This is a genomic window from Arthrobacter sp. FW306-07-I (assembly GCF_021800405.1).
In the GTDB taxonomy this organism is placed as follows: Bacteria; Actinomycetota; Actinomycetes; order Actinomycetales; family Micrococcaceae; genus Arthrobacter.
Window position 1 is genome coordinate 1588133 of sequence record NZ_CP084550.1, and the last position, 25712, is coordinate 1613844.

24 protein-coding genes are annotated in these 25712 nt (G+C 67.0%); 19 read left to right on the top strand and 5 right to left on the bottom strand.

The genetic code is table 11. The features are described 5' to 3' along the window. Position 1: 1 nt before the first annotated feature. A complete protein-coding gene (locus tag LFT46_RS07290) occupies positions 2 to 841 on the top strand; it encodes an HpcH/HpaI aldolase/citrate lyase family protein (RefSeq protein ID WP_236821716.1) in 840 nt (279 codons plus the stop codon). A 47-nt stretch (positions 842 to 888) separates the two neighbouring features. On the opposite strand, the gene LFT46_RS07295 is transcribed toward LFT46_RS07290, so the two are convergent. Next, on the bottom strand, positions 889 to 2358 hold the full coding sequence (locus LFT46_RS07295; protein ID WP_236822008.1) for a lipase maturation factor family protein: 1470 nt from the start codon (positions 2356 to 2358) through the stop codon (positions 889 to 891). A 104-nt stretch (positions 2359 to 2462) separates the two neighbouring features. Here LFT46_RS07295 and dxr point away from each other — a divergent pair, with 104 nt between their 5' ends. From dxr to LFT46_RS07350, 11 genes are all read left to right on the top strand, one after another. Then, the gene (gene dxr, locus LFT46_RS07300) at positions 2463 to 3647 is read left to right on the top strand and encodes a 1-deoxy-D-xylulose-5-phosphate reductoisomerase (protein WP_236821717.1); all 1185 of its coding nucleotides are present in this window, start codon (positions 2463 to 2465) and stop codon (positions 3645 to 3647) included. Between the two features lie 17 nt (positions 3648 to 3664). Next, the gene (locus tag LFT46_RS07305) at positions 3665 to 4996 is read left to right on the top strand and encodes a M50 family metallopeptidase (RefSeq protein ID WP_236821718.1); all 1332 of its coding nucleotides are present in this window, start codon (positions 3665 to 3667) and stop codon (positions 4994 to 4996) included. A 136-nt stretch (positions 4997 to 5132) separates the two neighbouring features. Continuing rightward, positions 5133 to 5888 carry a MarR family transcriptional regulator gene (locus tag LFT46_RS07310; RefSeq protein WP_236821719.1) on the top strand — a complete coding sequence of 252 codons (756 nt, stop codon included), beginning with the start codon at positions 5133 to 5135 and terminating at the stop codon, positions 5886 to 5888. Continuing rightward, positions 5885 to 6433, top strand: coding sequence for a hypothetical protein (locus LFT46_RS07315; RefSeq protein ID WP_236801894.1), 549 nt, complete (start codon positions 5885 to 5887; stop codon positions 6431 to 6433). The genes LFT46_RS07310 and LFT46_RS07315 overlap by 4 nt, the downstream gene beginning before the upstream one ends. A gap of 116 nt (positions 6434 to 6549) precedes the next feature. After that, complete coding sequence (locus LFT46_RS07320; RefSeq protein ID WP_236821720.1) at positions 6550 to 6843, top strand: YciI family protein; 294 nt, start codon at positions 6550 to 6552, stop codon at positions 6841 to 6843. 34 nt (positions 6844 to 6877) lie between these two features. Further along, positions 6878 to 8044 carry a flavodoxin-dependent (E)-4-hydroxy-3-methylbut-2-enyl-diphosphate synthase gene (gene ispG, locus LFT46_RS07325; RefSeq protein ID WP_142134593.1) on the top strand — a complete coding sequence of 389 codons (1167 nt, stop codon included), beginning with the start codon at positions 6878 to 6880 and terminating at the stop codon, positions 8042 to 8044. Beyond that, complete coding sequence (locus tag LFT46_RS07330; RefSeq protein WP_236822009.1) at positions 8007 to 8897, top strand: GNAT family N-acetyltransferase; 891 nt, start codon at positions 8007 to 8009, stop codon at positions 8895 to 8897. The genes ispG and LFT46_RS07330 overlap by 38 nt, the downstream gene beginning before the upstream one ends. A gap of 52 nt (positions 8898 to 8949) precedes the next feature. Next, on the top strand, positions 8950 to 9693 hold the full coding sequence (locus tag LFT46_RS07335) for a hypothetical protein (RefSeq protein ID WP_236821721.1): 744 nt from the start codon (positions 8950 to 8952) through the stop codon (positions 9691 to 9693). Between the two features lie 415 nt (positions 9694 to 10108). Further along, positions 10109 to 11920, top strand: coding sequence for a proline--tRNA ligase (locus LFT46_RS07340; RefSeq protein WP_236801897.1), 1812 nt, complete (start codon positions 10109 to 10111; stop codon positions 11918 to 11920). Continuing rightward, a complete protein-coding gene (locus tag LFT46_RS07345) occupies positions 11917 to 12711 on the top strand; it encodes a sulfite exporter TauE/SafE family protein (protein WP_236821722.1) in 795 nt (264 codons plus the stop codon). Before LFT46_RS07340 ends, LFT46_RS07345 begins: the two co-directional genes overlap by 4 nt. A gap of 55 nt (positions 12712 to 12766) precedes the next feature. Next, positions 12767 to 14158 carry a pyridoxal phosphate-dependent decarboxylase family protein gene (locus LFT46_RS07350; RefSeq protein ID WP_236821723.1) on the top strand — a complete coding sequence of 464 codons (1392 nt, stop codon included), beginning with the start codon at positions 12767 to 12769 and terminating at the stop codon, positions 14156 to 14158. 27 nt (positions 14159 to 14185) lie between these two features. On the opposite strand, the gene LFT46_RS07355 is transcribed toward LFT46_RS07350, so the two are convergent. From LFT46_RS07355 to LFT46_RS07365, 3 genes are read right to left on the bottom strand one after another with little or no spacing between them, the layout of a single operon-like run. Continuing rightward, entirely contained in the window at positions 14186 to 15166 is a 981-nt protein-coding gene (locus LFT46_RS07355; RefSeq protein WP_236822010.1) for an aminoglycoside phosphotransferase family protein, read from the bottom strand. Positions 15167 to 15215: 49 nt separating this feature from the next. Then, positions 15216 to 15980: a VIT1/CCC1 transporter family protein gene (locus LFT46_RS07360; RefSeq protein ID WP_236821724.1), complete on the bottom strand. Its 765-nt coding sequence runs from the start codon at positions 15978 to 15980 to the stop codon at positions 15216 to 15218. 53 nt (positions 15981 to 16033) lie between these two features. Continuing rightward, the gene (locus LFT46_RS07365; RefSeq protein WP_236821725.1) at positions 16034 to 17203 is read right to left on the bottom strand and encodes a DUF4439 domain-containing protein; all 1170 of its coding nucleotides are present in this window, start codon (positions 17201 to 17203) and stop codon (positions 16034 to 16036) included. Positions 17204 to 17309: 106 nt separating this feature from the next. Here LFT46_RS07365 and rimP point away from each other — a divergent pair, with 106 nt between their 5' ends. The 5 genes from rimP to rbfA all read left to right on the top strand — a co-directional run bounded on the left by rimP (position 17310) and on the right by rbfA (position 23294). Next, positions 17310 to 17921: a ribosome maturation factor RimP gene (rimP, locus tag LFT46_RS07370; protein ID WP_236801902.1), complete on the top strand. Its 612-nt coding sequence runs from the start codon at positions 17310 to 17312 to the stop codon at positions 17919 to 17921. Next, the gene (gene nusA, locus LFT46_RS07375; RefSeq protein ID WP_236801903.1) at positions 17921 to 18901 is read left to right on the top strand and encodes a transcription termination factor NusA; all 981 of its coding nucleotides are present in this window, start codon (positions 17921 to 17923) and stop codon (positions 18899 to 18901) included. Before rimP ends, nusA begins: the two co-directional genes overlap by 1 nt. A 195-nt stretch (positions 18902 to 19096) precedes the next feature. Continuing rightward, positions 19097 to 19429 carry a YlxR family protein gene (locus LFT46_RS07380; protein WP_236802820.1) on the top strand — a complete coding sequence of 111 codons (333 nt, stop codon included), beginning with the start codon at positions 19097 to 19099 and terminating at the stop codon, positions 19427 to 19429. A 152-nt stretch (positions 19430 to 19581) separates the two neighbouring features. Continuing rightward, entirely contained in the window at positions 19582 to 22494 is a 2913-nt protein-coding gene (gene infB, locus LFT46_RS07385; protein ID WP_236821726.1) for a translation initiation factor IF-2, read from the top strand. Between the two features lie 290 nt (positions 22495 to 22784). Beyond that, the gene (gene rbfA, locus LFT46_RS07390; RefSeq protein ID WP_236801905.1) at positions 22785 to 23294 is read left to right on the top strand and encodes a 30S ribosome-binding factor RbfA; all 510 of its coding nucleotides are present in this window, start codon (positions 22785 to 22787) and stop codon (positions 23292 to 23294) included. Between the two features lie 88 nt (positions 23295 to 23382). On the opposite strand, the gene LFT46_RS07395 is transcribed toward rbfA, so the two are convergent. Continuing rightward, a complete protein-coding gene (locus LFT46_RS07395; RefSeq protein ID WP_236821727.1) occupies positions 23383 to 24510 on the bottom strand; it encodes a ScyD/ScyE family protein in 1128 nt (375 codons plus the stop codon). A gap of 176 nt (positions 24511 to 24686) precedes the next feature. Between LFT46_RS07395 and LFT46_RS07400 the strand changes: the two genes are divergently transcribed. Both LFT46_RS07400 and trxA read left to right on the top strand, forming a co-directional pair. Then, positions 24687 to 25226, top strand: coding sequence for a nucleoside deaminase (locus tag LFT46_RS07400; protein ID WP_236821728.1), 540 nt, complete (start codon positions 24687 to 24689; stop codon positions 25224 to 25226). A 2-nt stretch (positions 25227 to 25228) separates the two neighbouring features. Continuing rightward, on the top strand, positions 25229 to 25666 hold the full coding sequence (gene trxA / locus LFT46_RS07405) for a thioredoxin (protein WP_236821729.1): 438 nt from the start codon (positions 25229 to 25231) through the stop codon (positions 25664 to 25666). The last annotated feature ends 46 nt before the right edge of the window (positions 25667 to 25712 follow it).

The window sequence follows — 25712 nt, forward strand, 5'->3', positions numbered from 1 at the left end:
TATGACTTTCGTGATGGGCCCCGCCCTGCTGTTCTGCCCCGCCGACCGGCCGGAGCGCTACCAAAAGGCCGCGGCCCGGGCGGACGCCGTGATCCTTGACCTTGAGGACGCAGTGGCGCCGGCGGACAAGCAGCGCGCCCGCGGCGCGATCCTCGCCCAATTGGGAACCACCGGGGTGGAGCCGGAACTGGAACCCAGCTGCACCATCGTCAGGGTCAACCCCGTGGGAACGGAGGACTTTGAAAAGGACCTGCACTGCCTTGCCCACACGCCGTACCGCACCGTGATGCTGGCCAAGGCCGAATCCGCCGAACAGCTCAAGGCCCTTGAGGGGTACCAGGTGATCGCACTGTGTGAAACGGCCCTTGGCGTGCTGAACGCCCCGGCCATCGCCGCCGCCCCCAACGTGGTGGGTCTTATGTGGGGGGCCGAGGACTTGCTGGCCACGCTTGGCGGGACCTCCAGCAGGACGGACGACGGCGGCTACCGGGCTGTTGCGCTGCACGCCCGCTCGTCAGTGCTTGTGGCGGCCAGGGCGTTCGGCAAGGAAGCTGTGGATGCCGTCTATACCAACATTCCCGACCTTGATGGGCTTGCGGTGGAGGCAGCCGACGCGGTGGCGTCAGGGTTCAGTTCCAAGGCGTGCATCCACCCGAGCCAGGCCGCGGTCGTGCGCAAGGCCTACGCGCCTACCGATGAGGAAGTGGCCGCGGCCCAGGCACTCCTGGCTGCGGCAGAGTCAGCAGGGTCCGGAGTGTTCCGCTACGAGGGAAAAATGATCGACGGCCCCATCCTCAAGCATGCCCAGGAGATCATCCGGCGGGCTGCCCAGAAGGTTTAGCCCAGGACTGAAAATTTAGCCAGCACTGAAGGTCTGGCCGGGTCCAGCTACCGTTGTTGTCCCTGAGAACGGCGCAGGGACGTAGGCGGGATGGGTTCGTACAGGAGGGTCCGCACCCAGCGGTTCCCCGTCTCGCGGAACTCCTTCCGGCTGGCGAAACGGTAATGGAAGCTGCGCACGCGCACCCACCGGGGCGCGGCGCCGTCGAACGGGTCACGCCGCAGCAGCCGCAGCATCTGCCGGTCCGCCGCCAGCAGCTTCGCCAGGAAGGCGTAAAACCATTCCTCGTGCACGCTGCGCAGCGGCAGGAACCACATCAGCCAGTCGAGCCGCAGGTGGTACGGGGCCCACTGCCGGGGGATCCTGCGGACATCGCCGGGCTTGCCCTTGAACCCGTACTCACGCCAGTCGGAGCTGTCGCCGGGGTCCTCGTCCAGCGTTCCCTCCACCACGATCTCGATGCGCTGCTTGGTCACGGTGCCGAACGCACCGTAGGCGTTGACCAGCTGCCACCGGTTGAAGCTTGCATTCATCAGCTGCCGGCGGGAGAAGAGGTTCCGCAGCGGCCAGTAGCTCAGGACCAGCAGCAGGAGGGAGGCGGCCAGTGTGATGGCCAGCCACCAGGGCGGGGTCTCCCGCTGCATTCCGGTGGCCGCCTCCCAGTCCGCCGGGATGGCCGGTATCACTGCGTGCGCCACGGGGTCGCTTACCGCGGCGAACGCGAGCACGATCGCCATCCAGTTCAGCCAGGCGAAGTTGCCACTGGCCACCAGCCACAGCTGGGTGACCACCACGACGGCGGCCGCCACGCTGGCCACGGGCTGGGGTGCAAAGAGCAGGAACGGCACCACCAACTGGGCGATGTGGTTGCCCACTACCTCGATGCGGTGCAGCGGCTTGGGTAACAGGTGCGCCTGCCTGCTGAGCGGCCCGGGCATGGGCTGGGTTTCATGGTGGTAGTACAGCGCCGTCAGGTCACGCCACTCGCGGCCGCCGCGGATCTTGATCATTCCCGCCCCGAACTCCAGCCGGAACACCAGCCACACGATGAGGATCAGGATGGTCCTCGGCGGCTCGGTCTGGTTGGAACCGAGGAAGGCAACGGTGAAACCCGCCTCCAGGAGCAGCATCTCCCAGCCGAATCCGTAAAACGTCTGGCCCACGTTCACGATGGACATGTACAGCAGCCACAGGGCCAGAAAGGCGATCAGCGGGACCCAGGGCGGCCCCATCTGCGGAATTCCGGCCACGAGCAGCGCCGACACCACCAGGCCGGCGGCGCAGACACCACGCAGCAGGCCGTCCGAGTACCGCCAGCGGAACAGTGTGAACCGGCGCATCCGGGTAAACGCCGCCAGGAACTCCGGCACCGGCAGCAGCCCGCGCTCGCCAAGCAGGGCGGGAAACTGGTTCAGCGTGGACAGGAACGCTACGAAGTACAGTGCCGCCACACCCCGTTGCAGCACCTGCCGGGCGAATTCGTACTCCGGCGCATCAAACCATGAGAGCCAGTCCACGCAGTCCACGTTACGCCCGGCAACCCCGGGGTCAAGGCGCAGCAGCAGGTCAGCGGCGCGGGCCGGGGCGCGGGCGGGCCCGAAGGGTGCGGGATACTTAACCAATGCAGCCACGCAGAATCGTCCTCCTCGGATCCACCGGTTCCATCGGCACCCAGGCGATTGACGTCGTCGACGGCGCCCCCCACCTGTTCGAGGTGGTGGCACTGAGCGCCGGGGGCGGCAACCTGGAACTCCTGGCCCGGCAGGCCGTCCACACCGGTGCCGCAGCCGTGGGAATTGCCGGGGGAGACCCAGCCCGGCTGGAAGCACTTATCCGTGAAGCTGCCGCTGCGGCAGGCCGTCCCGGCTACCGGCCCCAGATCGTGGCCGGTCCGGACGCCTCCGCGCAGGTCGCGGCAGTCCAGGCGGACGTGGTGCTTAACGGCATCACCGGTTCCATCGGCCTGGCCCCCACGCTCGCGGCCCTCAAGTCCGGCGCCACCCTGGCCCTGGCCAACAAGGAGTCGCTGATCGTGGGCGGCAGCCTGGTCAAGGCCGCGGCCGCGGAAGGCCAGATTGTTCCGGTGGACTCGGAACACTCCGCCATTGCCCAGTGCCTGCGCTCCGGCACTGCCGACGAGGTGGACAAACTGATCCTGACCGCTTCCGGCGGCCCATTCCGCGGCAGGAACCGGGAGGAACTCCACAGTGTGACGCCCCAGCAGGCCCTGGCCCACCCCACCTGGGACATGGGCGTCATGGTCACCACCAATTCGGCCACGCTGGTGAACAAGGGCCTGGAAGTCATCGAGGCGCACCTGCTGTTCGATATCCCGCTGGACCGGATCGACGTGGTGGTCCATCCTCAGTCCGTGGTGCACTCCATGGTGCAGTTCATTGACGGCTCCACCATCGCCCAGGCCTCCCCGCCGGACATGCGGCTGCCCATCGCGCTGGGACTTGGTTGGCCGTCCCGCGTACCCAAGGCCGCCAGCGCGTGCGACTGGAGCCAGGCCGCCACCTGGACCTTTGAACCGCTGGACACTGAAGCTTTCCCCGCCGTCGGCCTTGCCAAGGAAGCGGCCAAGCAGGGCAGCACGTTCCCCGCCGTGTTCAATGCGGCCAACGAGGAAGCCGTCACCGCATTCCATGCCGGCAGGATCCGCTTTACCGACATCGTGGACACCATCGAGGTCTTGCTCAGCGAACACTCAGGCTCTTCCGGGCTGACGGTGGAGTCAGTGCTGGATGCTGAAAGCTGGGCACGTGCCCGGGCCCACGAACGTTTAGCAGTCAGCAGTCTCTAGGAAGCAGCAGCACCTCCATGACCCCTGTTTTACTTTTCATCCTCGGCGTCGTCTTCGTGGCGGTGGGCATCGCCGTGTCCATTGCGCTCCACGAAGTGGGGCACCTGGTCCCCGCCAAGCTTTTCAAGGTGCGCGTCACCAAGTACATGATCGGCTTCGGACCCACGCTGTGGTCGCGCCGAAAAGGCGAAACCGAATACGGCGTCAAGGCAGTCCCGCTGGGTGGCTACGTCTCCATGATCGGCATGTACCCGCCCAACAAGGAGGACGGCTCGGTCCGGCCATCCAGCACCGGCATGTTCCAGACACTTGCCACCGAGGCCCGCTCGCAGGCCCACGAGGAAGTTGGGCCCGGTGACGAAAACCGCGTTTTCTACCGGTTGCCGGTCTGGAAAAAAATCATCGTGATGCTGGGCGGCCCGGCCATGAACATGATCCTTGGGCTGCTGTTCACGGCTGTGCTGCTCATGGGCTTCGGTGTTGCCACAGCCACCACCACCATCTCGGACGTGTCCAAATGCCAGGTGGCGGCCGGGCAAACCGTTGACCCGAATTCCGCTGACTGCCAGCTCACGCCGGCCGCGGCTGCCGGGCTCAAGCCCAATGACACCGTCACTTCCTTCGATGGCAAGGCCGTGACCAGCTGGGACCAGCTGACGGAATGGATCCGCGCTTCCGCGGGCAGGGAAGTGGCCATTACCGTGCAGCGGGATGGCAACCCAGTGTCCACCACCGTGACGCCGGTCCTTTCGGCCCGGCCGGTGATGGGAAGCGACGGGCGGCAGGCCACCGACGCCGCCGGCAACCTCCAGTACCAGGACGTCGGTTTCCTTGGCATCGGTGCGCAAACGGCGCTGGTGCCCCAGCCGGCGTCGTCCGTCCTGCCCATGGCGGGGGAGAACATCCGCCAGGTGGCCGGCGTGGTCTTGAACCTTCCGGCCCGAGTGGTGGGCGTGGCCAAAGCCGCCTTCAGCGAGGAGCCCCGCGATCCGAACGGACCCATCAGCGTTGTGGGCGTAGGCAGGGTTGCAGGTGAAGTGGCCGCCATGGAAGCGGTGCCGCTGCAATCCCGGGTGGCAACCCTCGTTGGCCTGCTGGCAGGCCTGAACTTCGCACTGGCGGTGTTCAACCTGGTCCCGCTCCTGCCGCTCGACGGCGGCCACGTCGCCGGGGCGCTCTATGAGGGCGTACGGCGCAAGGTGGCAAAGCTGCGCGGCCGGCCGGACCCGGGAGCGTTCGACATCGCCAAGCTGCTGCCGGTTACCTACGTTGTGGCGGCGCTGCTCATGGGCATGAGCGTCCTGCTTATCTACGCGGACATCGTCAAGCCGGTCAATCTCTTCGGTTAGGCCGCAGCCTCTGTGGAGCCGCATGGGCGGGACGCGTTGGTACTGCACTCTCCTTCTCGCAGCCGATATCGACTGATTTCCCAAATATCAGTCAAATGTGATTGATTCACTGGCATCAGCCATCTATGGTTGAGAAATGTTCGTCATGACCATCGACCAGCGGGGAAGTACCGGCGGCCAGGACCTCGTCCCGGACCTTCTCGCCCGGATTGCCGCGCTGCAACCGTCCGGAACGGAGCAGACGGTCTTCGAACGTACCGTGGGTGATGAAGTCCAGGGGGTAGTGCCCAACCCTTCCGTCGTCGTGGAGATTGCCCTCCATGCACTCCGCTTCGGTCGCTGGTACGTGGGGATCGGCGTCGGAACTGTCTCCCTGGCTCCAGGCGCCAGCCCCCGCCAAGGAACCGGGACTGCGTTTGTCGCCGCCCGCAAGGCAGTTGAGCTGGCCAAGGCCGCCGGGCCGCAGGTGCCGTTGTCGGTGGTGCCGGGCATCATGGCGAAGACCGGCGGTGTCCCCGCCGGGGAGGGGAGCCAGGCATGCGCAAATGCGGAGGCGGTGCTCCGGCTGCTCGGCCGGCTTGTCCAGGACCGCACGGAGGCCCAGTGGCGGGTGGTGGATGCCCTGCGCCGCCTGGATGAAGGCCGCCTGGATGGAAGCCGCCTGGGTGCCCGCAGCCCGGGACCGGGCCGCCACGGAAGCCAGAAGCAGGTGGCGCTTGAACTCGGCATCTCGGAACAGTCGGTGAGCCGTACCGTGCTTCGGTCCGGGTGGCAGGAAGAATGGGCAGCCAGGCCCGCTGCGGCGATGCTTCTGGGCTTTGCGAACTCGCAGATTAACGGCCCCCTCAAAGACGACCGTGATGCAGACGACCCCAACGAAGGAGACAGGTGACCGCACTTTGGGTGGCAGTGGCCCTGGTAGTGGCCGGCTTCGCCGGCTGGCCGGTGACGGCGTTGGTGTTCAAGCTCGCGCGGACCATCGACGACCGCGCGGACGCTGCGAAGGCGGCGGATGCAGCCCGCAAGGCCGAACAGGATCCCGCGGGCGACGTTACCGTGGACGACACCCCTGCCGACGCCCCGGGGGCTGCCCTTGGAACAGCAGGCGGCGCAGCCGGCCAGGCTGTGGACGATGAGCTGACCGCCCCGCCTGTCCAGCCGCCGTCGGACGCGCCTGCCGGGCCGGCGCCCCCTACCCAGCGCATCCTGCGCGGGGGTGCCATCATTGGCGTACTGGAGCGGCTGGGCGTCTGCCTCGCCATCCTTACCGGGCAGCCCGTGGCCATCGCCTACATCGTTGCCATCAAGGGCCTGGGCAGGTTCGCCGAGCTGAAGGAAACGCCGGTGGCAGCCGAGCGCTTCATCATCGGGACGCTCACGTCGATGCTCTGGGCGGCCGGAACCGCTGCCGCCGTCAAAGTCCTCTTCCTGCACTAGTCCTCTTCCTGCACTAAGGTCATGACCGGCCCCGGACGGTCTTGCGCGCCAAGTCGCTTCGCCCTGCCGGCCGGACGCGTACGGTACCAAGCCAGCCATGGCGATAGGGTAGCGGTATGACAGTTTTTGCCGTTGAGTACGTTTATGCCGCCAGCTCCACTGAAACCCGCAACGAGGTCCGGCCCGCGCACCGGGAATGGACCGCGAACCTGGCACAGGACGGCGTCATCGTAGCCAGCGGCCCGTACGGTGACGGTGCCGGTGCCCTGCTGATCTTCAAGGCCTTGGATGAAGCCGCCCTCAACTCGATCCTCAAGCAGGACCCGTTCGCCGGAGCCGGTGTGATCGCCGGAACGCGCATCACGGAATGGTCACCGGTAACCGGCATGCTGGCCGGGATTTCCGCGTAGCCGCCTTTTTACCCTTTCAACTCAAGGAGTCCACGTGACCTCGGTCAGCCTGGGAATGCCGTCAGCACCACCGCCCGTCCTCGCGCCCCGCCGCAAGACGCGCCAGATTAAAGTCGGCTCGGTAGGCGTAGGGTCTGACTACCCCATCAGCGTGCAGTCCATGACCACCACGCCCACCACGGACATCAACGCCACCCTGCAGCAGATCGCTGAACTGACTGCGTCCGGCTGCGACATCGTCCGCGTCGCCTGCCCGTCCGCCGATGACGCCGAAGCGCTGCCCATCATCGCCCGGAAGTCCCAGATCCCCGTCATCGCGGACATCCACTTCCAGCCCAAGTACGTCTTCGCAGCCATTGAAGCCGGCTGCGCTGCGGTGCGCGTGAACCCGGGAAACATCCGTAAGTTCGACGACCAGGTCAAGGAGATCGCCGCCGCGGCGAAGGACCACGGTACCTCCATCCGCATCGGCGTGAACGCAGGCTCCCTGGAACCGGGCATCCTGAAGAAGTACGGCAAGGCCACTCCGGAGGCACTGGTCGAGTCGGCGGTCTGGGAAGCCTCACTGTTCGAGGAGCACGGTTTCCACGACTTCAAGATTTCCGTCAAGCACAACGACCCCGTGGTGATGGTGGCCGCCTACGAGATGCTCGCGGAAAAGGGTGACTGGCCCTTGCATTTGGGCGTCACCGAAGCCGGCCCCGCCTTCCAGGGGACCATCAAGTCCGCCACGGCGTTCGGCGCGCTCCTGTCGCGGGGTATCGGTGACACCATCCGCGTGTCCCTGTCCGCGCCGCCGGTGGAGGAGATCAAGGTCGGCAACCAGATCCTCCAATCGCTGAACCTGCGGCCCCGCAAGCTGGAAATCGTGTCGTGCCCGTCATGTGGCCGTGCCCAGGTGGACGTGTACACTCTGGCGGAACAGGTCACCGCCGGGCTCGAGGGGATGGAAATTCCGCTGCGCGTGGCGGTCATGGGCTGCGTCGTGAACGGCCCCGGCGAGGCGCGTGAAGCGGACCTTGGTGTTGCATCAGGCAACGGCAAGGGCCAGATCTTCGTTAAGGGCGAGGTCATCAAGACTGTTCCCGAGAGCGCAATTGTTGAGACACTGATCGAAGAGGCTATGCGTATCGCGGAAGAGATGGGGGAGGCCGATGGCGAAGATGCTGTCAAGGGTAGCCCCGTGGTTAGCGTCTCGTAGGGACGCTCCCGACCCGGCAGGGCTTTCTGTCCGTACGCTCGACGGCCAGGACACCCCCGCACTGACGGCGCTGGCCCAGCAGGACCCGGTGGCCAATGTGTTCATCCTGGCCCATCTGCGCGGCACCGGGACGGCGGCACCCACCAGCGGCGGGGCCGGCGTCATCGGCGTTTTCGACGGCGGCATCCTGACGGGCGCATGCTGGGCCGGGGCCAATTTGGTTCCGGTCCAGCTCGATCCCGCACTGGCCCCCCTGGTAGCGGAGGCAGCCAACAGTTCCGGGCGCAGGTACGCCTCGGCTTTCGGTCCGGCCGAGGCCGTGCTGGCACTTAATGCCGAACTCACGGAACTGGGGCACCAGGCCCACGAGGTCCGGGCCGACCAGCCCCTGATGGTCATCGACGGAGCACCCCGGGTACGGCCCCACCCGGGCCTGGTGCACGGGGACCTGGCGGACTTCGACCGCATCCTTCCCGCATGCGCCGCCATGTTCGAGGAAGAAGTAGGCTACTCGCCCTATTTGGGCGGCAGGGAGTTCTACAGCCGGCGGGTGGAAGGCCTCATCAGGCAGGGGCACTCCCTGGTCCACCTCAACGAAGCCCGCGAGGTGGTGTTCAAAGCCGAGTTGGGTGCAGTCACGGACGACGTCACCCAAGTCCAAGGGGTATGGATGAATCCGGCTTTCCGCGGCCAGGGGCTCAGTGCGGCGTACATGGCGGCAGTGGTGGAAAAAGCCCAGCAGATTGCCCCGATGACCAGCCTCTACGTCAACGGCTTCAACACCAGGGCCAGGTCCACCTATGAGCGTGTGGGCTTCCGCCAGGTGGGGACCTTCGCTACAGTCCTGTTCTAGCCGGTAACTGCCGGTTCCGTGCTGGATATTGGGGGAAAAATTGAAGACGTCCGTGCTTGGAACTTTCGGGGCCTGCGCCCTTCTTGCCGTTGGTGTTTCTGCGTGCGGCGGGACGTCCGCGCCACAGGCAGCGGAATCCACACCTGCCGCGCCTGCGGCCTCCACACAAAGTACGCCCACCCCAACGGCAACTCCGACGCCAACCGCCAAGGCCTACACCAGCGAGGAACTCGCTGCCATCGTCGGCCAGGTCCGGGACGCGGCAGACCGCAGGCTGTCAGTCCTGCCCAGCGCCGACATCAAAACCACGCTCGAACAAACCAAGGCAATGATTGCGTCCATTGACGTCAAGCCCGCAGAGTGCAAGGAACTGGCCGCCGCAAGCGCCGTACCTTCCGTCGACGGAGCAACCATGGCGATGGGCATGAGCACGGACGCCGGCACCGGGGCCGCCACAGCCCTGTCCCTGATTGCCGGCCTGGACCAAAGCTTCCTTGCCAAGGTCAAGGACCAGCCGGACCAGCTGGCGAAGTGCTCCTCCATGACCATGACCGCGTCGGGCATGGAGATAGCCGTAACCGTGACTCCGGTGCAGGGAGCCGGGAGCCTCCCCGGTACCGTTGCCTACCGCACTGACAGCGCCCTTCCCGATGGACGCAAGCAGTCAACCGTTACGGCCCAGGTGGTCAAGCAGGGCGTGGTGCTCACCTCGGTTGCGTCCGGAGGCGAGAGCGAGGCTGACGCCGTCCGCCGGGCTGGTGCCCTCCTTGACTCCGCTGCTGCGCTGGTCAGGTAAGACAACCGCCTGTCACGTAACAACGCGTCGTCAAGGCACAACAGCGGAAGTAACGCCGCGCGACAGGTAAAGGGCACGCGGATCCGAAAATAAAAACACTTGTCAAACGTGCGCACGATCACATAAGTTCTTTCTAGCTGCGCTGGAAGTGGGGTGGGCGGTCTCACCAGTCCTCACCAGTACTCAGGCGATAACGGCGTTGGGCCACGCCCGGATGCGATGACCAGCCTCATTGGGGGGCCAGGGGCTTTGTATTCCCGGGCGTGGCCCTACTGTGTCCGGCCATTGCCGGGCACGCCGGCCCGGCTGCGTTCCCTGGCCCGTAATTGCCGCATGTTCCGTGCCGGTAGATTAGTATCCAGACGAATTGTCCGGCCCTGCTGACCCAGCACTTCCCCAGAAACGGATACCACCCGTGGTCCTACGACTGTCCCAGCTTTTCCTGCGCACGCTGCGCGAAGACCCCGTCGATGCCGAGGTTGCCAGCCACAAACTCCTGGTCCGCGCCGGCTACATCCGCCGCGCTGCCCCCGGCATCTACACCTGGCTTCCGCTGGGACTGAGCGTCCTGCGCAAGGTCGAGGAAATCATCCGCGAGGAGATGGCAGCCATTGGCGCCCAGGAAGTCCACTTCCCGGCCCTGCTGCCACGCGAGCCGTACGAGGCCACGAACCGCTGGACCGAATACGGCGAGGGCCTGTTCCGCCTCCAGGACCGCAAGGGAGCTGATTACCTGCTGGCCCCCACGCATGAGGAGATGTTCACGCTCCTGGTCAAGGACCTGTACTCGTCCTACAAGGACCTGCCGCTGAGCCTGTACCAAATCCAGAATAAGTACCGCGACGAGGCCCGTCCCCGGGCCGGGCTCCTCCGCGGCCGCGAGTTCATCATGAAGGATTCCTACTCCTTTGACGTGGACGACGCGGGCCTGGATGCCAGCTACGCCGCCCACCGCGCCGCCTACTTGAAGATCTTTGAACGCCTGGGCCTTGAAGTAGTGCCCGTGGCAGCCACCGCGGGCGCCATGGGAGGTTCCAAGAGCGAGGAATTCCTCTTCCCCACGGAGATCGGCGAGGACACCTTTGTCCGCTCGGCCGGCGGCTACGCCGCCAACGTCGAGGCCGTCACCACGGTGGTCCCCGAGGAAATCGACTTCACCAACGCCCCGGCGGCAGAGGTCCTGGATACCCCGGACACCCCCACCATCGAGACCCTGGTTGCCGCTTCCAACCAGATCGCCCCTCGGGCAGAATCCGACGGCGGCGCCTGGACTGCAGCGGACACGCTCAAGAACGTGGTCCTCGCCGTCACGCTGCCCACCGGTGAGCGGCAGCTGGTGGTCATCGGCCTCCCCGGCGACCGCGCAGTGGACCTCAAAAGGGTGGAGGCAAACATCGGCGCCTTCCTGCCGATCGGTGGAGAGATCGGCCTGGAGCAGGCAGGCGAGGAAGACCTCAAGAAGCAGCCGCTGATCGTCAAGGGCTACCTTGGCCCCGGCCTGTCCCTCGACCAGCCGCTCCTGGGCGCCGACAGTGCCACCAAGCTGCTGTACCTGGTGGACCCCCGGGTGGTCAGCGGAACTGCCTGGATTACTGGCGCCAACGAGGCCGGCAAGCACGTCTTCGGCCTGGTGGCCGGACGCGACTTCCGCTGGGACGGCGTCATCGAGTGCACCGAAGTCCGCGCCGGCGACCCCTCCCCGGACGGCTCCGGCCCGCTGGAGACCGCCCGCGGCATCGAAATGGGCCACATCTTCCAGCTCGGCCGCAAATACGCCGAAGCACTGGACCTCAAGGTCCTGGACCAGAACGGCAAGCAGGTGGTGGTCACCATGGGTTCCTACGGCGTCGGGGTCACCCGGGCCGTGGCGGCCCTGGCAGAGGCCAACCACGATGACCGCGGCCTGGTCTGGCCCCGCACGGTGGCGCCCGCCGATGTACATGTGGTTGCAGTGGGCCGCGGTGACGAGATCTTCCAGACGGCGGAAAAGCTGTCGGCAGAACTCGAGGAAGCCGGACTGTCGGTCATCTATGACGACCGGCCCAAGGTCTCGCCGGGCGTGAAGTTCGGCGACGCCGAGCTGGTGGGCGTCCCCACCATCCTGGCCGTGGGCCGCGGCCTGGTGGACGGCGTGGTGGAGATCAAGGACCGCCGCAGCGGTGCCGCCGAGAACGTGGCGGTAGACAAGGCCGTCGACTACGTGGTCAACGCCGTCCGCAACCAGTGACCTCCGGCTTCGAGTCGATCCAGCTCACCACCATCATCCTGATCGTGGTGGCTGGATTCGCAGCCGGGTGGATTGATGCGGTGGTGGGCGGCGGAGGTCTCATCCAGCTTCCGGCGCTGCTCCTGGTCCCCGGCATCGCGCCGGTTCAGGCGCTGGCCACCAACAAGATGGGATCCATCTTCGGTACCGCCACCAGTGCTGTCACGTATTACCGGCGGGTGGGGCCGGACCTGCGGACCGCGGTGCCCATGGCGGTGATAGCCCTGGCGGGGAGCTTCGGCGGGGCAAGCCTGGCCGCCACCCTGCCGGCCGGGGTGTTCAAGCCCATCATCGTGGTGGCCCTGGTCGCCGTCGCGCTTTTCACTGCCCTGCGGCCCAGCGTGGGTGAGCTGACGGCACTGCGCCACGAAGGCCATAAGCACTACGTCGTGGCCTGTTTGATCGGTGCTGTGATCGGCTTTTATGACGGGCTTATCGGCCCGGGGACCGGTTCCTTCCTGGTCATCGCCCTGGTGTCCGCCATGGGCTACGCCTTCCTGGAAGCAAGCGCCAAGGCCAAAATTGTCAACATGTCCACCAATGCCGGTGCCCTGTTGTTCTTCCTGCCGCACGGGTCCATCCTGTGGGGGATCGGCCTGCTGCTCGGCGGCGCCAACATGGCCGGCGGCTACCTCGGCGCCCGCACAGCCGTGAAGCAGGGCAGCAAATTCGTCCGGGTGGTCTTCCTGGCGGTCGTGGCGGCCCTGATCGTCAAGCTTGGCTACGACGTCTGGCAGGAAAACTTCTCCTGATCCGCCCTGGAAACTGGTCCTCGTCGCGGGGACCAGCCCGGCGTAGCATGCAGGTATGGCACACGGCGATGACGGGTTTGCCGCGGCACTGGCAGCCGCCGCAGGGTATTCGCAGGCCTGGCTGGACAGCCTTCCGCACCGCCGCGTGGGACCGAGCCGGAACGCCACAGAGCTCGCCGAAGTCTTCGGCGGACCACTGCCCCAAGCAGGAATGCCTGCAGCGGGCGTCATCGACTTCCTGGCCACTCAGGCAGAACCTGGCCTCATGGCCATGCCCTCGGGCCGGTTCTTCGGCTGGGTGATCGGCGGCACCCTGCCGGCCGCCCTGGCCTCGGACTGGCTGGTCAGCGCCTGGGACCAAAACGCGGGCCTGCGCTACGCTACCCCGGCCACGGCTGCCATCGAGGAAGCCGCCGGACACTGGCTGCTGGATCTGCTGGGCCTCCCATCCACCGCCGACGTCGGATTCGTCACCGGCGCCACCATGGCAAACTTCACCGGCATGGCTGCCGCCCGCTGGCGGCTGCTCTCCGATGCCGGCTGGGACCTGGACCGCGACGGACTCTGCGGCGCACCCCGGATCCGCTGCTTTGTCGGACGGGAACGGCACGACACCGTTGACCTCGGCCTTCGCTACCTGGGCCTCGGAAAACCAACGGAAGTCGACGCAGACGGGCAGGGCCGCCTGCTCCCCGCCGCCCTGGACGCCGCGCTTGCCGCCGGAACCGGGCCCGCCCTGGTGTGCCTCCAGGCAGGCAACCTGCACTCAGGCGCCTTCGACCCCTTTTCCCAGGCCATCGCCGTCGCACGCAAACACGGTGCGTGGGTACACATCGACGGTGCGTTCGGCCTTTGGGCTGCCGCCGCACCGGAACTGAGGCACCTCACCCGGGGCTATGAAGAGGCCGACTCCTGGGGCACGGATGCCCACAAGACGTTGAACGTGCCGTACGACTGCGGCATCGCCATCGTCCGCGACCCGTCGGCGCTGCGGGCTGCGATGGGCCTGCACGCGAGCTACCTGGTGCACGACGCGGAAGGCCCGGGCGATCCCTTCGAGAAGGTCCCGGAACTCTCGCGCCGGGCACGGGGAGTACCGGTGTGGGCCGCGCTGAAAAGCCTGGGCCGCGAGGGCGTGGCAGCCCAGGTGGGTGGTCTGGCGGGTGCCGCCGCGGCAATCGCAGAAGGAATGGCCGCCCTGGACGGCGTGGAGGTGCTCAACGACGTCTCCTACACCCAGGTGTGCCTGGCTTTCGGCGACGACGACACCACCCGCGCGGTCACGGCCCGTGTCATCCAGGACGGGAAGGTGTGGATGTCCGGGTCACGCTGGCGGGAGCGGGACATCCTTCGGGTTTCGGTGAGCAACTGGCATACGGCGGGGGAGGATGTGGGTACCGCAATCGACGCCGTGCGGTCAGCCCTGGCCGCCGTGCGGAACTCCTGACCGTTCGCGCACGCCTTGCCGGCCGCCCTACCCGTCCTGTCCCGGCTCGGGCAGTGAATGGGGATGCGGCAGGCCGTCCAGGGTTTTGCCGGCCAGGGTGCTGGAGACCCAAAGGGACCGGGCCAGGTCGCCCTGGTGTCCCTGCGCGGCGTACCCCAGCGCGTTATCCACTTCCCTGGCGATGGCCCACTGCCGGGCCACGTCAGGGTCCAGGCCGGCGGCTGTGCTGAAGTCGTGGCAACGCGTCAGCAGCGCCGCGCCGGGCCGGGACGCCGGCAGGTCCGCAAGGCGGTTCCACAGCAGCGGAGCCACGGCAAACTCGGGTTCGCCAATCATCGGCTGGGGGTCGATGGCCGCGTATCCCGCCGCCGTCGGCGCTTCACCCGTGGCCTGCTTCCCCGGGCGCGCCAGGACATTCAGGAAATGCAGGTCCGTGTGGACCAGCAGGTCATGGGCCGACCGGCGGCCCACCGCACCGCGGGTCTGGCACACTTCAAGGGCTGCCTCCAGCAGCCACCGGGGGAACGGGCGGCCCAGCTGCTCCCAGTCCGCCGGCAGTTGGTCGCTCCACTGTTCGGCTCGGCCGGCGATGTCGGCGAACTCCCGCCATTCAGCGCGGTGGTCCGGGGCCAGCCCCAATTGCCGCACCAGCCCTCCCCAGACAACGGCAGCGTCATCCAGGGGCACGTCCGCCAGTGACCGTCCGGCGTCGAGGCGTTCCAGGAGCATGGCGCACGATTCCGCGTCGGAGGCCAGCAATGCAACAGCGCCACGGCCGCCCCAAAGTGCCAGTGCATGCCGCTCCACCTTGGCTTCATCGTGGGGGAAAGCGATCTTCAAGGCTGCTGGTGAACCGTCGTCCTGCCGCACCGGCAGCACGATGCCGCCGTGTCCACTCCACGGCAGGCTGCCGGGCGCCAGGTCCACGTCGAGCTGCCATTGCTCCAGCCGGTCAGCCAGCAGCCCCCGAAGGCTGTCGAGCCAGGTGCGTCCTGCCCGGTCGCGCATGTAACGGGCCGTGAGGTCCGGCGGGATGGGAAGTGCCGGCACCACGGGGTCAAACAACACCCGAGGCCCCCAGCAGGTTGCCGATCATGAACGTCGCCGCGAGCGCCAATGCGCCGCCCACCACCACGCGCACAGCTGCCCGCGTTTTTGAGCCGCCTCCGATCCATGCCCCCAGGGCGCCCGTTATGGCCAAGGCCACCAGGACTGCTGCAAACGTCAGCGGAACCCGGATGCCGGGTGGGGGAAGCAGGATGGCCAGCATTGGCAGAATAGCCCCGATGGTGAACGCAATGGCTGAGGCGAATGCCGCGTGCCAGGGGCTGACGATGTCCTCCTCGTCGATGTTGAGCTCGGCAGACAGGTGTGCGGCCAGGACGTCGTGGGCAGTAAGTTCGCGGGCGACCTTGGCCGCGGTTTCGGGGGTCAGCCCCTTGGCCAGGTAGAGGGCGGTCAGTTCGGCGAGCTCCGCTTCCGGTTCTTCCTCCAGTTCGCGGCGTTCCTTCTCAATCAGGGCGCGCTGACTGTCACTTTGGCTGCTGACCGAGACATATTCGCCCAACGCCATTGACACGGCGCCCCCCACGACGCCGGCGACGCCGGCCGTGAGGATGGGCCCCAATTCGGCCGTGGCACCCGCCACGCCCACCACAATGGCGGCCACGGAGACGATGCCGTCATTGGCGCCGAGGACGCCGGCGCGCAACCAGTTCAGCCGGTGCGCAATATCGTTGCCGTGCGGTTCCGTCTCAAGGTGGTTGTTCAGTTCCGGGCTGGCACCGGTCCCCGGGGCATCGGCTGGATCGTCGGCGTTCATCCTTTCAGGAAACCACCCCGGCCTTCCCAGTGCCACCCTCTGCGTGGTCTTCTTTACGACCATTCCTTCAGTGGTGACGGCCCAGTGAGGGCCTGGGATTCCGCGGACGACGGCGCGGGGCCGGTACCGGCAGGACGTCCAGTAACTGCGGGAAGGTTGGGCAGTTGGTTAACGTCCAGGGTCAGGCCTGGAACAGCTCCGGGGTCTGTGCCCCAGCGAAGCGCCCGTCCTGCGGCAGCCTGCAGCGCTGACAGCGCCCATTTCCGGTCCTGGCCCTGGGACAGTGCCACCAGGTCGCCGTAGGAGGCGAGCGTCGCTGCCTCGAGCCTGCCCAGGCCTGCTGCCGGTGCGGCCAGGAAGGCGGAATCGAGGACATATCCCGGCTGTTGCGGTACGGCCGTTCCACAAGCGAGCCTGAGGCGTTCCTCCCCGGCGTCGGCCAGTTCGCGGTGCCGGGCCAGGAACTCCGACGCCGGGCCGGACTCGGCGGGACCGAGGCGGGGGAGTGCCGCCTGGTACCCGTAGGCAGCCTCCTCCTCTGCGGTGACGGCAGCGGCCAGCGCCTCGCGCACGCCGGCAGCAGTGCCCGGGCGAGCGCCCCTCTGCGAGGCAGCCGCGGATGGCGAGGGGCATGGGGAAGCAGTTGCCTGGGCCGGCACCTCTTCTACCGTTGCGGCTGCCGTTGCCTCCGGGACGGGTACTCCTGTGGCGGCGGCCAGTCGGCCGGCGGCGAGGATCTGCGCGGTGCCGGCACCCGCGAGGAGGCGGGCCATGCCGCCGTCGGCTGTTTCTGCGTCCTTGAGGCGCGCGGTTCCGCTGCCGGCCAGCGCCTGGACGAGTCCGGCAACACTGGCGGGGCCGGCGGTGGAAGACGGCGTGGAAGGTGCCGGCGGCGTGGCTGCACCGGTTTCCGGTGCAGGGGACGTCAGCGCGGGGGACATCAACGCCCTGGCCTGGATGGTCAGCAAGGTCACAACGGGGTCCAGGATGGCGGAATCCGCTGCGCCAGTGGAAGACAACTCCATCCCGGAGGCACGCAGGTCCATGGCAGCAGTGAACGCCGCCGCCCTGGCCCGTTCCGTGAACGGAGGCTCGGCGGGAGCTGGCTTTTCCGCGGGAATCAAGGCGAAACCGAGGCTCAGGACCACCAGCACGGCGAGGGCAAAGACGGCAAACCGGAACGCGCGCACGCGCGGGTGGGTGTCCTTGAGGGGGTGTTTCACAACAGACCATGGTGTCACGCTGAGGGGGCACCCGGGTGCACCACGGGGCCGGTAAAATAGCTACGCTAGTAAACACCACATCATCTATAGGGAGGCGGCCGGCATCGTGAGCAACGCAGAAGCTACGGCTTCACCAGACCACACCGGCACGGGAAGCGGAACCGCGCCGGCCCACAACCCCGAAGCTGCGCGGCTCCGGGCTCTCCTGGAACCCGCCGTTCACGCAAACCGCCTGTACCTGGAGGACGTAGCCATCATCCCGGGCTCCCACCGTGTGGTCCATGTCGTGGTGGACCTGCCGCAGGAGGAGACGGGCGGGGTCAGCCTGGACGTCATCGCGGACATCTCCAAGGTCCTCTCGGATGTGCTGGATAACGACCCCAACGACGACGGCCGGCCCTATGACCTCGAGGTGTCCTCGCCCGGCGTAGGTCGCCCCCTGACCGAACCGCGGCACTGGCACCGCGCGCGGGGCCGGATGGTCAAGGTCAACGTCACCCAGGGCGAGAACGTGACCGGCCGCATCAAGTCCGTGGACGACGGGGGAGTCACCCTCGTTCCGGAGATCGCCGTCAAGAAGGGCATGAAGCCCCGACAGGGTGAACCCGTAAAGCTTCCTTTCGACAGGATCCGCAACGGAAAAGTCGAGATCGAATTCAGCCACCTCCCGGAGGACGGTCTGGAACCTGAACACAATGGACCTTCTGAGGAGGCCTGATGGATATTGACATGAGCGCACTGAGACTTTTGGAGCGTGAGCGTGAAATCCCGCTGGACCTCCTGATCCCCACCATCGAGCAGGCGCTCCTGGTGGCCTACCATAAGTCGCCCGGCGCCTTCGAAAAAGCACGCGCCGAACTGGACCGCAAGAGCGGGCACGTGACCATTTGGGCCGTGGAGATTGACGACGACGGCGCCCCCATCGGCGAATTCGAGCACACCCCAGAAGGGTTCGGCCGCATCGCAGCCAGCACGGCCCGCCAGATCATCCTGCAGCGGCTTCGCGACGTTGAGGACGACAACGTCCTGGGCGAGTTCAAGGGCCGCGAAGGCGAGTTGGTGTCCGGCACCATCCAGCAGGGCAACAACCCGCACATGGTCCAGGTCAACCTCGGGTCCCTCGAGGCGCTGCTTCCCCCGCCCGAGCAGGTCCCCGGCGAGAAGTACATCCACGGTAACCGCCTGCGCGCCCTGGTCATTGACGTGCACCGCGGTACCAAGGGCCCCTCCGTGACGCTGTCCCGGTCGCACCCGGGCCTGGTTCGGAAGCTCTTCGAACTCGAAGTCCCCGAGATCGCCGACCACTCCGTGGAGATTGTCGCGCTGGCCCGCGAAGCCGGCCACCGCACCAAGATCGCCGTCAAGGCGAACACCCCCGGGATCAACGCGAAGGGTGCCTGCATCGGTGAGATGGGTTCCCGCGTCCGTGCCGTCATGAACGAGCTGAACGACGAAAAGATCGACATTGTCGACTACAGCGAGAACCCGGCTACCTTCATTGCCAGCGCGCTGTCGCCGTCGCGGGTGAATTCGGTCACCATCACCGACGAGGCCACCCGCTCCGCGCGCGTGGTGGTTCCGGACTACCAGCTGTCCCTGGCCATCGGCAAGGAAGGCCAGAATGCCCGCCTTGCGGCAAAGCTGACCGGGTGGCGCATCGACATCGTCTCCGACGCCGCGGTGGCCCGCGACAAATAACTGCCGGGACGCGGGTGGTTGGCGCGCCGCGGCAGCCACCCCGTTTCGGGCAGAACGGCCCCGAGGGGCTAGAATGGATAAGACCGCGCCTAACAGCCGGTAGCCGTGTGCCTTGGGCGTGCTCGTTTCCGCAACTGCGGGGCAGTAAAACCTGCGGCCAGCAGAAAGAACGTCAGGACGATGACCGTGGCAGAAATGCTTTCCACAGGGAATCAGCCCGAGCGTACCTGCATCGGATGCCGGAAGAAGGGCCCGCGGTCGCAGTTGCTCCGGCTCGTCGCCGAAGGCAGCGGGTCAACCGCTGTCCTGGTGGATGAACGACGCCGGATGGCTGGCCGGGGTGCATGGCTGCACCCCAGCACATCGTGCCTGGCCCTGGCGGTCAAGCGGCGAGCATTCGGGCGTGCCCTTCCGGGCGCAACTGAAACAACCGCCGTCGAACGCTGGTTCACGCCAGGTCCGAACGTTGACGCCGCCCCGGTGGCTGCAACACCAACCGTCCAACCTGAAAGCGGGTCAGAAATCTGATGGAAACCCGATGAGTTCCCAGCGATGAGTGCGTAACGATGACAACTTTGTTGCGCTCTGCAATGGGCCCCTTCGCATCAACAGCGGCTGGGGTCCGCAGTAAGAAGTAGACGGTTCGTGCCTGGCTCGGTGCGGACCGAGACAGGAGAAATGTGGCCAAGGTCCGCGTACATGAGCTCGCCAAAGAGCTCGGTATAACTTCCAAAGATGCAGTGACAAAACTGCAGGAACTGGGCGAATTCGTTCGCTCTGCCTCTTCAACCATTGAGGCCCCCGTTGTGCGCAAACTGCGCAACGCCTTCCCCGACGCCGCGGCAAAGTCCTCGGCCCCGGCCGCAGCGCCAGCCGCTGCGCCCAAGGCACCTGCTCCCGCGGCAGGAACACGCCCTTCAGCACCGGCTCCCGGTCCGGCTGCGCCCAAGGCTCCGGCCCCCAAGGCCCAGGCACCGGCTCCGGCCGCTCCCGCTGCTCCTGCACAGGCAGCAGCCCCGGCAGCCCCCGCCACGCCTGCCGCCCCCGCGGCTCCGTCTTCCGGTGCCCCAGCCGCTGGTGCCCCGTCCACCGGCGCCAAGCCCGGTGCCCGCCCGGCACCCAAGGCTGAAGCTCCGGCTCCCTCCGCCCGTCCGGGTGGTTCAGGGCCCCGCCCCGGCGGTCCCCGTCCGGGCAACAACCCGTTCGCCACCTCGCAGGGCATGCCCCGCGGCCGCGGTGGAGACGGTGACCGTGCACCCCGTCCCGGCAACAACCCGTTTGCCACCTCGCAGGGCATGCCCCGTCCGGGTGGCAGCCGCACCGACGGCGACCGCCCCGGTGGTCCCCGCCCCGCAGCAGGCGCCGGCGGACCGCGCCCCGGTGGGCCGCGTCCCGCAGCCGGTGCCGGTGGTCCCCGCCCCGCAGCAGGCGCCGGTGGTCCCCGTCCAGGCGCCCCGCGCCCCGGTGGTCCCCGTCCTACTCCGGGCATGATGCCTAACCGCACTGAGCGTCCCGCACCCGCAGGTGCAGGACGTCCCGGTGGCGGCGGACGCGGTCCAGGACGCCCCGGTGGCGCTCCCGGTACCGGTGGTCCCGGTGGCGGCGGCGGTGCACCCGCCGGCGGTGGCTTTGGCAAGGGCGGCCGCGGCCGCGGCGGCACCCAGGGTGCCTTCGGCAAGGGCGGCGCTGGCCGTGGCAAGCAGCGCAAGTCCAAGCGCGCAAAGCGCCAGGAACTTGAGCAGATGAGTGCCCCGTCGCTGGGTGGCGTGAGCGTACCCCGCGGCGACGGCAACACCGTCATCCGGCTTCGCCGTGGTTCGTCCATTACGGACTTCGCCGACAAGATCGAGGCAAACCCCGCCGCGCTGGTCACCGTGCTGTTCCACCTTGGTGAGATGGCCACCGCCACCCAGTCGCTGGACGAGGACACCTTCGCCCTGCTCGGCGAGGAACTGGGCTACAAGCTCCAGGTCGTCTCCCCGGAGGACGAGGAGCGCGAGCTGCTCTCCAGCTTCGACATCGACTTTGACGCCGAACTCGAAGCCGAAGGCGATGAGGAACTCGAGGCACGTCCGCCGGTAGTCACCGTCATGGGCCACGTTGACCACGGTAAAACCCGCCTGCTCGATGCCATCCGCAAGTCCGACGTCATGGCGGGCGAGCACGGCGGCATTACCCAGCACATCGGTGCCTACCAGGTCACGCACAACCACGAAGGCGACGATCGCAAGATCACCTTCATCGACACCCCGGGCCACGAGGCGTTCACCGCCATGCGTGCCCGTGGTGCCAAGGTCACCGACATCGCCATCCTGGTGGTCGCAGCGGACGACGGCGTGATGCCGCAGACCGTTGAAGCCCTCAACCACGCCCAGGCGGCCAACGTGCCGATCGTCGTGGCCGTGAACAAGATCGACAAGGAAGGCGCCAACCCGGAGAAGGTCCGCGGCCAGCTGACCGAGTACGGCCTGGTTCCCGAGGAATACGGTGGCGACACCATGTTCGTGGAGGTCTCTGCCCGCCAGAACCTGCACATTGACGAGCTGCTCGAGGCTGTCCTGCTCACCGCAGACGCAGCCCTGGACATGCGCGCCAACCCGAACAAGGACGCCCGCGGCATCGCGATCGAAGCCAACCTGGACAAGGGCCGCGGTGCGGTTGCCACCGTCCTGGTGCAGTCCGGTACCCTGCGCGTCGGCGACACCATCGTGGCAGGCACGGCCCACGGCCGCGTCCGTGCGATGTTCGACGACGACGGCAGCGCCCTGACCGAGGCCGGTCCGTCCCGCCCCGTCCAGGTGCTGGGTCTGTCCAACGTGCCGCGCGCCGGTGACACCTTCTTCGTGACCGCTGACGAGCGCACCGCCCGCCAGATCGCCGAGAAGCGTGAAGCAGCCGACCGCAACGCAGCCCTGGCCAAGCGCCGCAAGCGCATCAGCCTGGAGGACTTCGACCAGGCCGTCGCCGAAGGCAAGATCGACACCCTCAACCTCATCCTCAAGGGTGACGTGTCCGGTGCCGTCGAAGCCCTCGAAGACGCGCTGCTCAAGATCGACGTCGGCGAAGGCGTGCAGCTGCGCGTCATCCACCGCGGCGTCGGTGCGATCACGCAGAACGACGTCAACCTGGCAACGGTCGACTCCGCCGTCATCATCGGCTTCAACGTCAAGCCCGCCGAGCGGGTTGCCGAACTGGCAGACCGCGAAGGCGTGGACATGCGCTTCTACTCCGTCATCTACGCAGCAATCGATGACATCGAAGCAGCGCTCAAGGGCATGCTCAAGCCGGAATACGAAGAAGTCCAGCTCGGCACCGCCGAGGTCCGCGAAGTGTTCCGTTCCTCCAAGTTCGGCAACATTGCAGGCTCGATCGTGCGCTCGGGTGTTATCCGACGCAACGCCAAGGCCCGCGTCAGCCGCGATGGCAAGATCATCGGCGACAACCTCACCGTTGAGACGCTCAAGCGCTTCAAGGACGACGTCACCGAGGTCCGCACAGACTTCGAGTGTGGTATCGGTCTTGGCTCGTACAACGACATCACCGAAGGTGACATCATCGAAACCTTCGAGATGCGCGAGAAGCCGCGCGTCTAGTCTGGCCGGCCTTCGGGCTGTCAGCAGTGCCAGGTGCGGGGCCGTTGGATTTTTCCGGCGGCCCCGCCCCTTCGCTGGATGGCCAACGTCTGACGACGTCGGGCACCCAGCTTCGGCAGGCCCGATGCCACTCCCAGGCCGCCGGAAAAACCCAACGCAGGTCCGTCGTACACTCGCCATAGTGCGGGCGTCCCGGCCCCAGGTGCGTGGCAGATAACTGAAACGTCCGTTGGCTGCCCTGTTGTTGCCGTCGTACGTCCCTAATTTTTTTCTTCTTATAGGAGTTGTTCATGGCTGATCCGGCACGTGCTGCCAAGTTGGCGCAGCGGATTAAGGTTGTTGTTGCTGAGGCCCTGGGCCGGAGGATCAAGGATCCGCGGGTTGAGGGCGTTACTGTTACTGATGCCCGCGTGACCAACGACCTGCAGCACGCCACTGTTTACTACACCGTCCTCGGCGACCAGGCTGTCCAGGCCGATGCTGCCAAGGGGCTTGAGAAGGCCAAAGGTGTGCTTCGGCAGGAGGTGGGCCGGAACATCACCGTCCGCCTGACCCCCACCCTCGAATTCGTCGCCGACCAGATCCCGGTCAATGCTTCCAACCTGGAGGAGCTGCTGCGGGAGGCCCGAAAGCGGGATGCCGAGGTGGCAGCCCTTGCCGCCAACGCCCGGCACGCAGGCGACGCGGACCCGTACAAGTCCGACGCGTCCGGCGACGTGGACATCGATGAGGACGACTTCGACGAAGAGGACCTGGACCTCAGCGACGATGAAGACCTCAACGAGGACGGCAACAAGTAAGACGCACACCAGGGCCCGGGAGCTTATCCCGGGCCCTGGCTGCTTTTAACCCACCCCGTCCTTTAAGCCGGGGCGTTGTCACGGCCTGCTACCCGAGATCGGCCTTGATGACCTTTCCGGCGGGCGGCTGCATCGGGTCGCCCAGCGCGTCGACCGTGGCGTAGAGGTTGTTCCCCCTGATGTCGACGTCAGCCGGCATGTTCACCTTCAGGAACGTCGAACGGTCGCCGTCGCAGGTAAACTTCAGGATCTCGCCACCGAACAGCGACGCAACATACACGTCACCGTTGCCGGCCACAGCCACACCCGTGGGGCTGAGGATATGGTCGGCCCAGAGGTCCACGTCCCCGTTCCACGGATTCACCTTGAAAATGGCACCACGGGCGCCCAGTTCCGGTCCTTCCGGTCCGCCGGGCAGCGACGTCACATAGAGCATGCCGTCCGGTCCCATCGCGACGTCCGTCGGGACGGGTTCGAAGGCATACTTATGGCCGGCCACGCAGTCGGGCACCTTGAAGGTCCCGCCCTGCATGTCGGTGGGAATGACCAATCCCTTGGGAATGACCGCCGGCCGTGGAGGCAGGACAGCGAGGGTGTCGATGTCACCGTCTTTCAGGTTGACCTTGAGGACAGCGTTCATCCCGGCATCGGCGACATACGCGGTGTCGTCCTTCACTGCCAGGGCATACGGATGCGAGTCCACCAGGCCTTTGTACTTTGCAGGCGCGAAGGCCGGCCACCCTGCAAGGCACGCTGCGCTCACGTCATTGCCGAATCCGTAGCGCTGGTCGCCGTCCGGGTTGTGGCGCCGCTCGTAATCGGCAAAGTTTGCGATGGTGTCCACGCCGCCCTTGGCGTCGATCGACTTCAGGAATCCGTGCAGTCCGGCCGGGTCACCCTGACCGGCGCCGACGCTTTCCAGGTAGTACGTTGTGCTGCCGCGGGTATCGGAACCGGCTACTTCCCAGCCCTCCGGCGTGCCGGTCGCCAGGTCCCCGGTTGATCCGTCCCGGTTGATGCGCGTTAGTTTCCCGGCAAAATCCTGGGACACCAGGACCGCCTTGCCGTTTCCTGCAGCGACGTGCAGCGGCGAGACCAGGCCGCCTGCAAGTACCTGGTAATCCGGCGCTTTGGTGGAAGCTGCGGCCGGGCCTCCGGACGCTATGGCAGCGGCCGAGGCGGTGATACAGGCTAAGACTGCGAGTCTTCTCTTCATTGGGTACTCCGGGGTGCGGGGCCCTTGCGGGCCGGATATGGAAGCCTCGGCAGAGGCAAAATATGTATCCCCCGGCGCAAGAGTAGGCCCGTACCGGCGGGTAGTGTTTGCGGGCGTCCCCCCTTCCTGGCCCCCTTTCCATCCCCCAACGGGTCACCGGTGGCTAGGATCGTGCTATGACCGCCGCAGACCACGGAAACAGCTCCCCGGAACACGTCGAACGGGCCCAGCGCCTCGACCGGACCCGACACGTCGAAGGGGCCCCATACCTCGAACAGGCAGTGGATCTCGCCACGGCGAACGTGGGCCAGGGCGGCGGACCGTTCGGGGCCGTGGTGGTGACGCCCGACGGACGGGTCCACTCCGGCGTCAACAGGGTGACCCGGGACAACGACCCCACCGCCCATGCCGAGGTGGTTGCCATCCGGGCGGCAGCGGCAGCAACAGCGGACTTCGACCTCACGGGATCGGTCCTCTACGCCAGCTGCGAGCCCTGCCCCATGTGCCTGGCGTCAGCTTTGTGGGCTCGAATCGGGCACGTCTATTTCGCCGCGGACCGCCATGGCGCCGCAGCCGCGGGCTTCGACGACGCCCTCTTCTACGACTATTTCAGCGGCGCCGCACCGGAACTGATGCCGGTCACCCGGGGTGACATCCCGACGTCGGACGCCCCCTTCCAGGCCTGGCGCGCCTTTGACAGCAGGAAGGAATACTGACCATGGAACCCACGCTGCTTGCCTGCCCCTCCTGCGGAAAGACCAACCGCGTGCCCGCCCAGGCGTCAGGCCACCCCCGTTGCGGCAACTGCAAGGCGGACCTGCCCTGGATCGTGGCGGCGGGTGACGGCGACTTCGCTGCCGTGGCGGAGCAATCCCCAGTACCGGTGCTGGTCGATTTTTGGGCGGCCTGGTGCGGACCCTGCCGGATGGTCAGCCCGGTCCTGGACAAGCTGGCGCGGGAACGGCCCGGCAAGATCAAGCTGGTGAAGGTGGATGTGGACAAATCGCCCGGGTTGTCGCGGCGGTTCGACGTCCAGGCCATTCCCACGCTGATGGTGCTCGTTGACGGGAAGGTCGCCGCCCGCCAGGCAGGCGCCGCACCCGCAGAAGTCCTTCGGTCTTGGCTGGACAGGGCCCTCGCCGGCGCCCGCAGCTGACGCGCCTGCCCGCGCCCGCCCGCGCCGGAGGTGAGGCCTGCCGGAC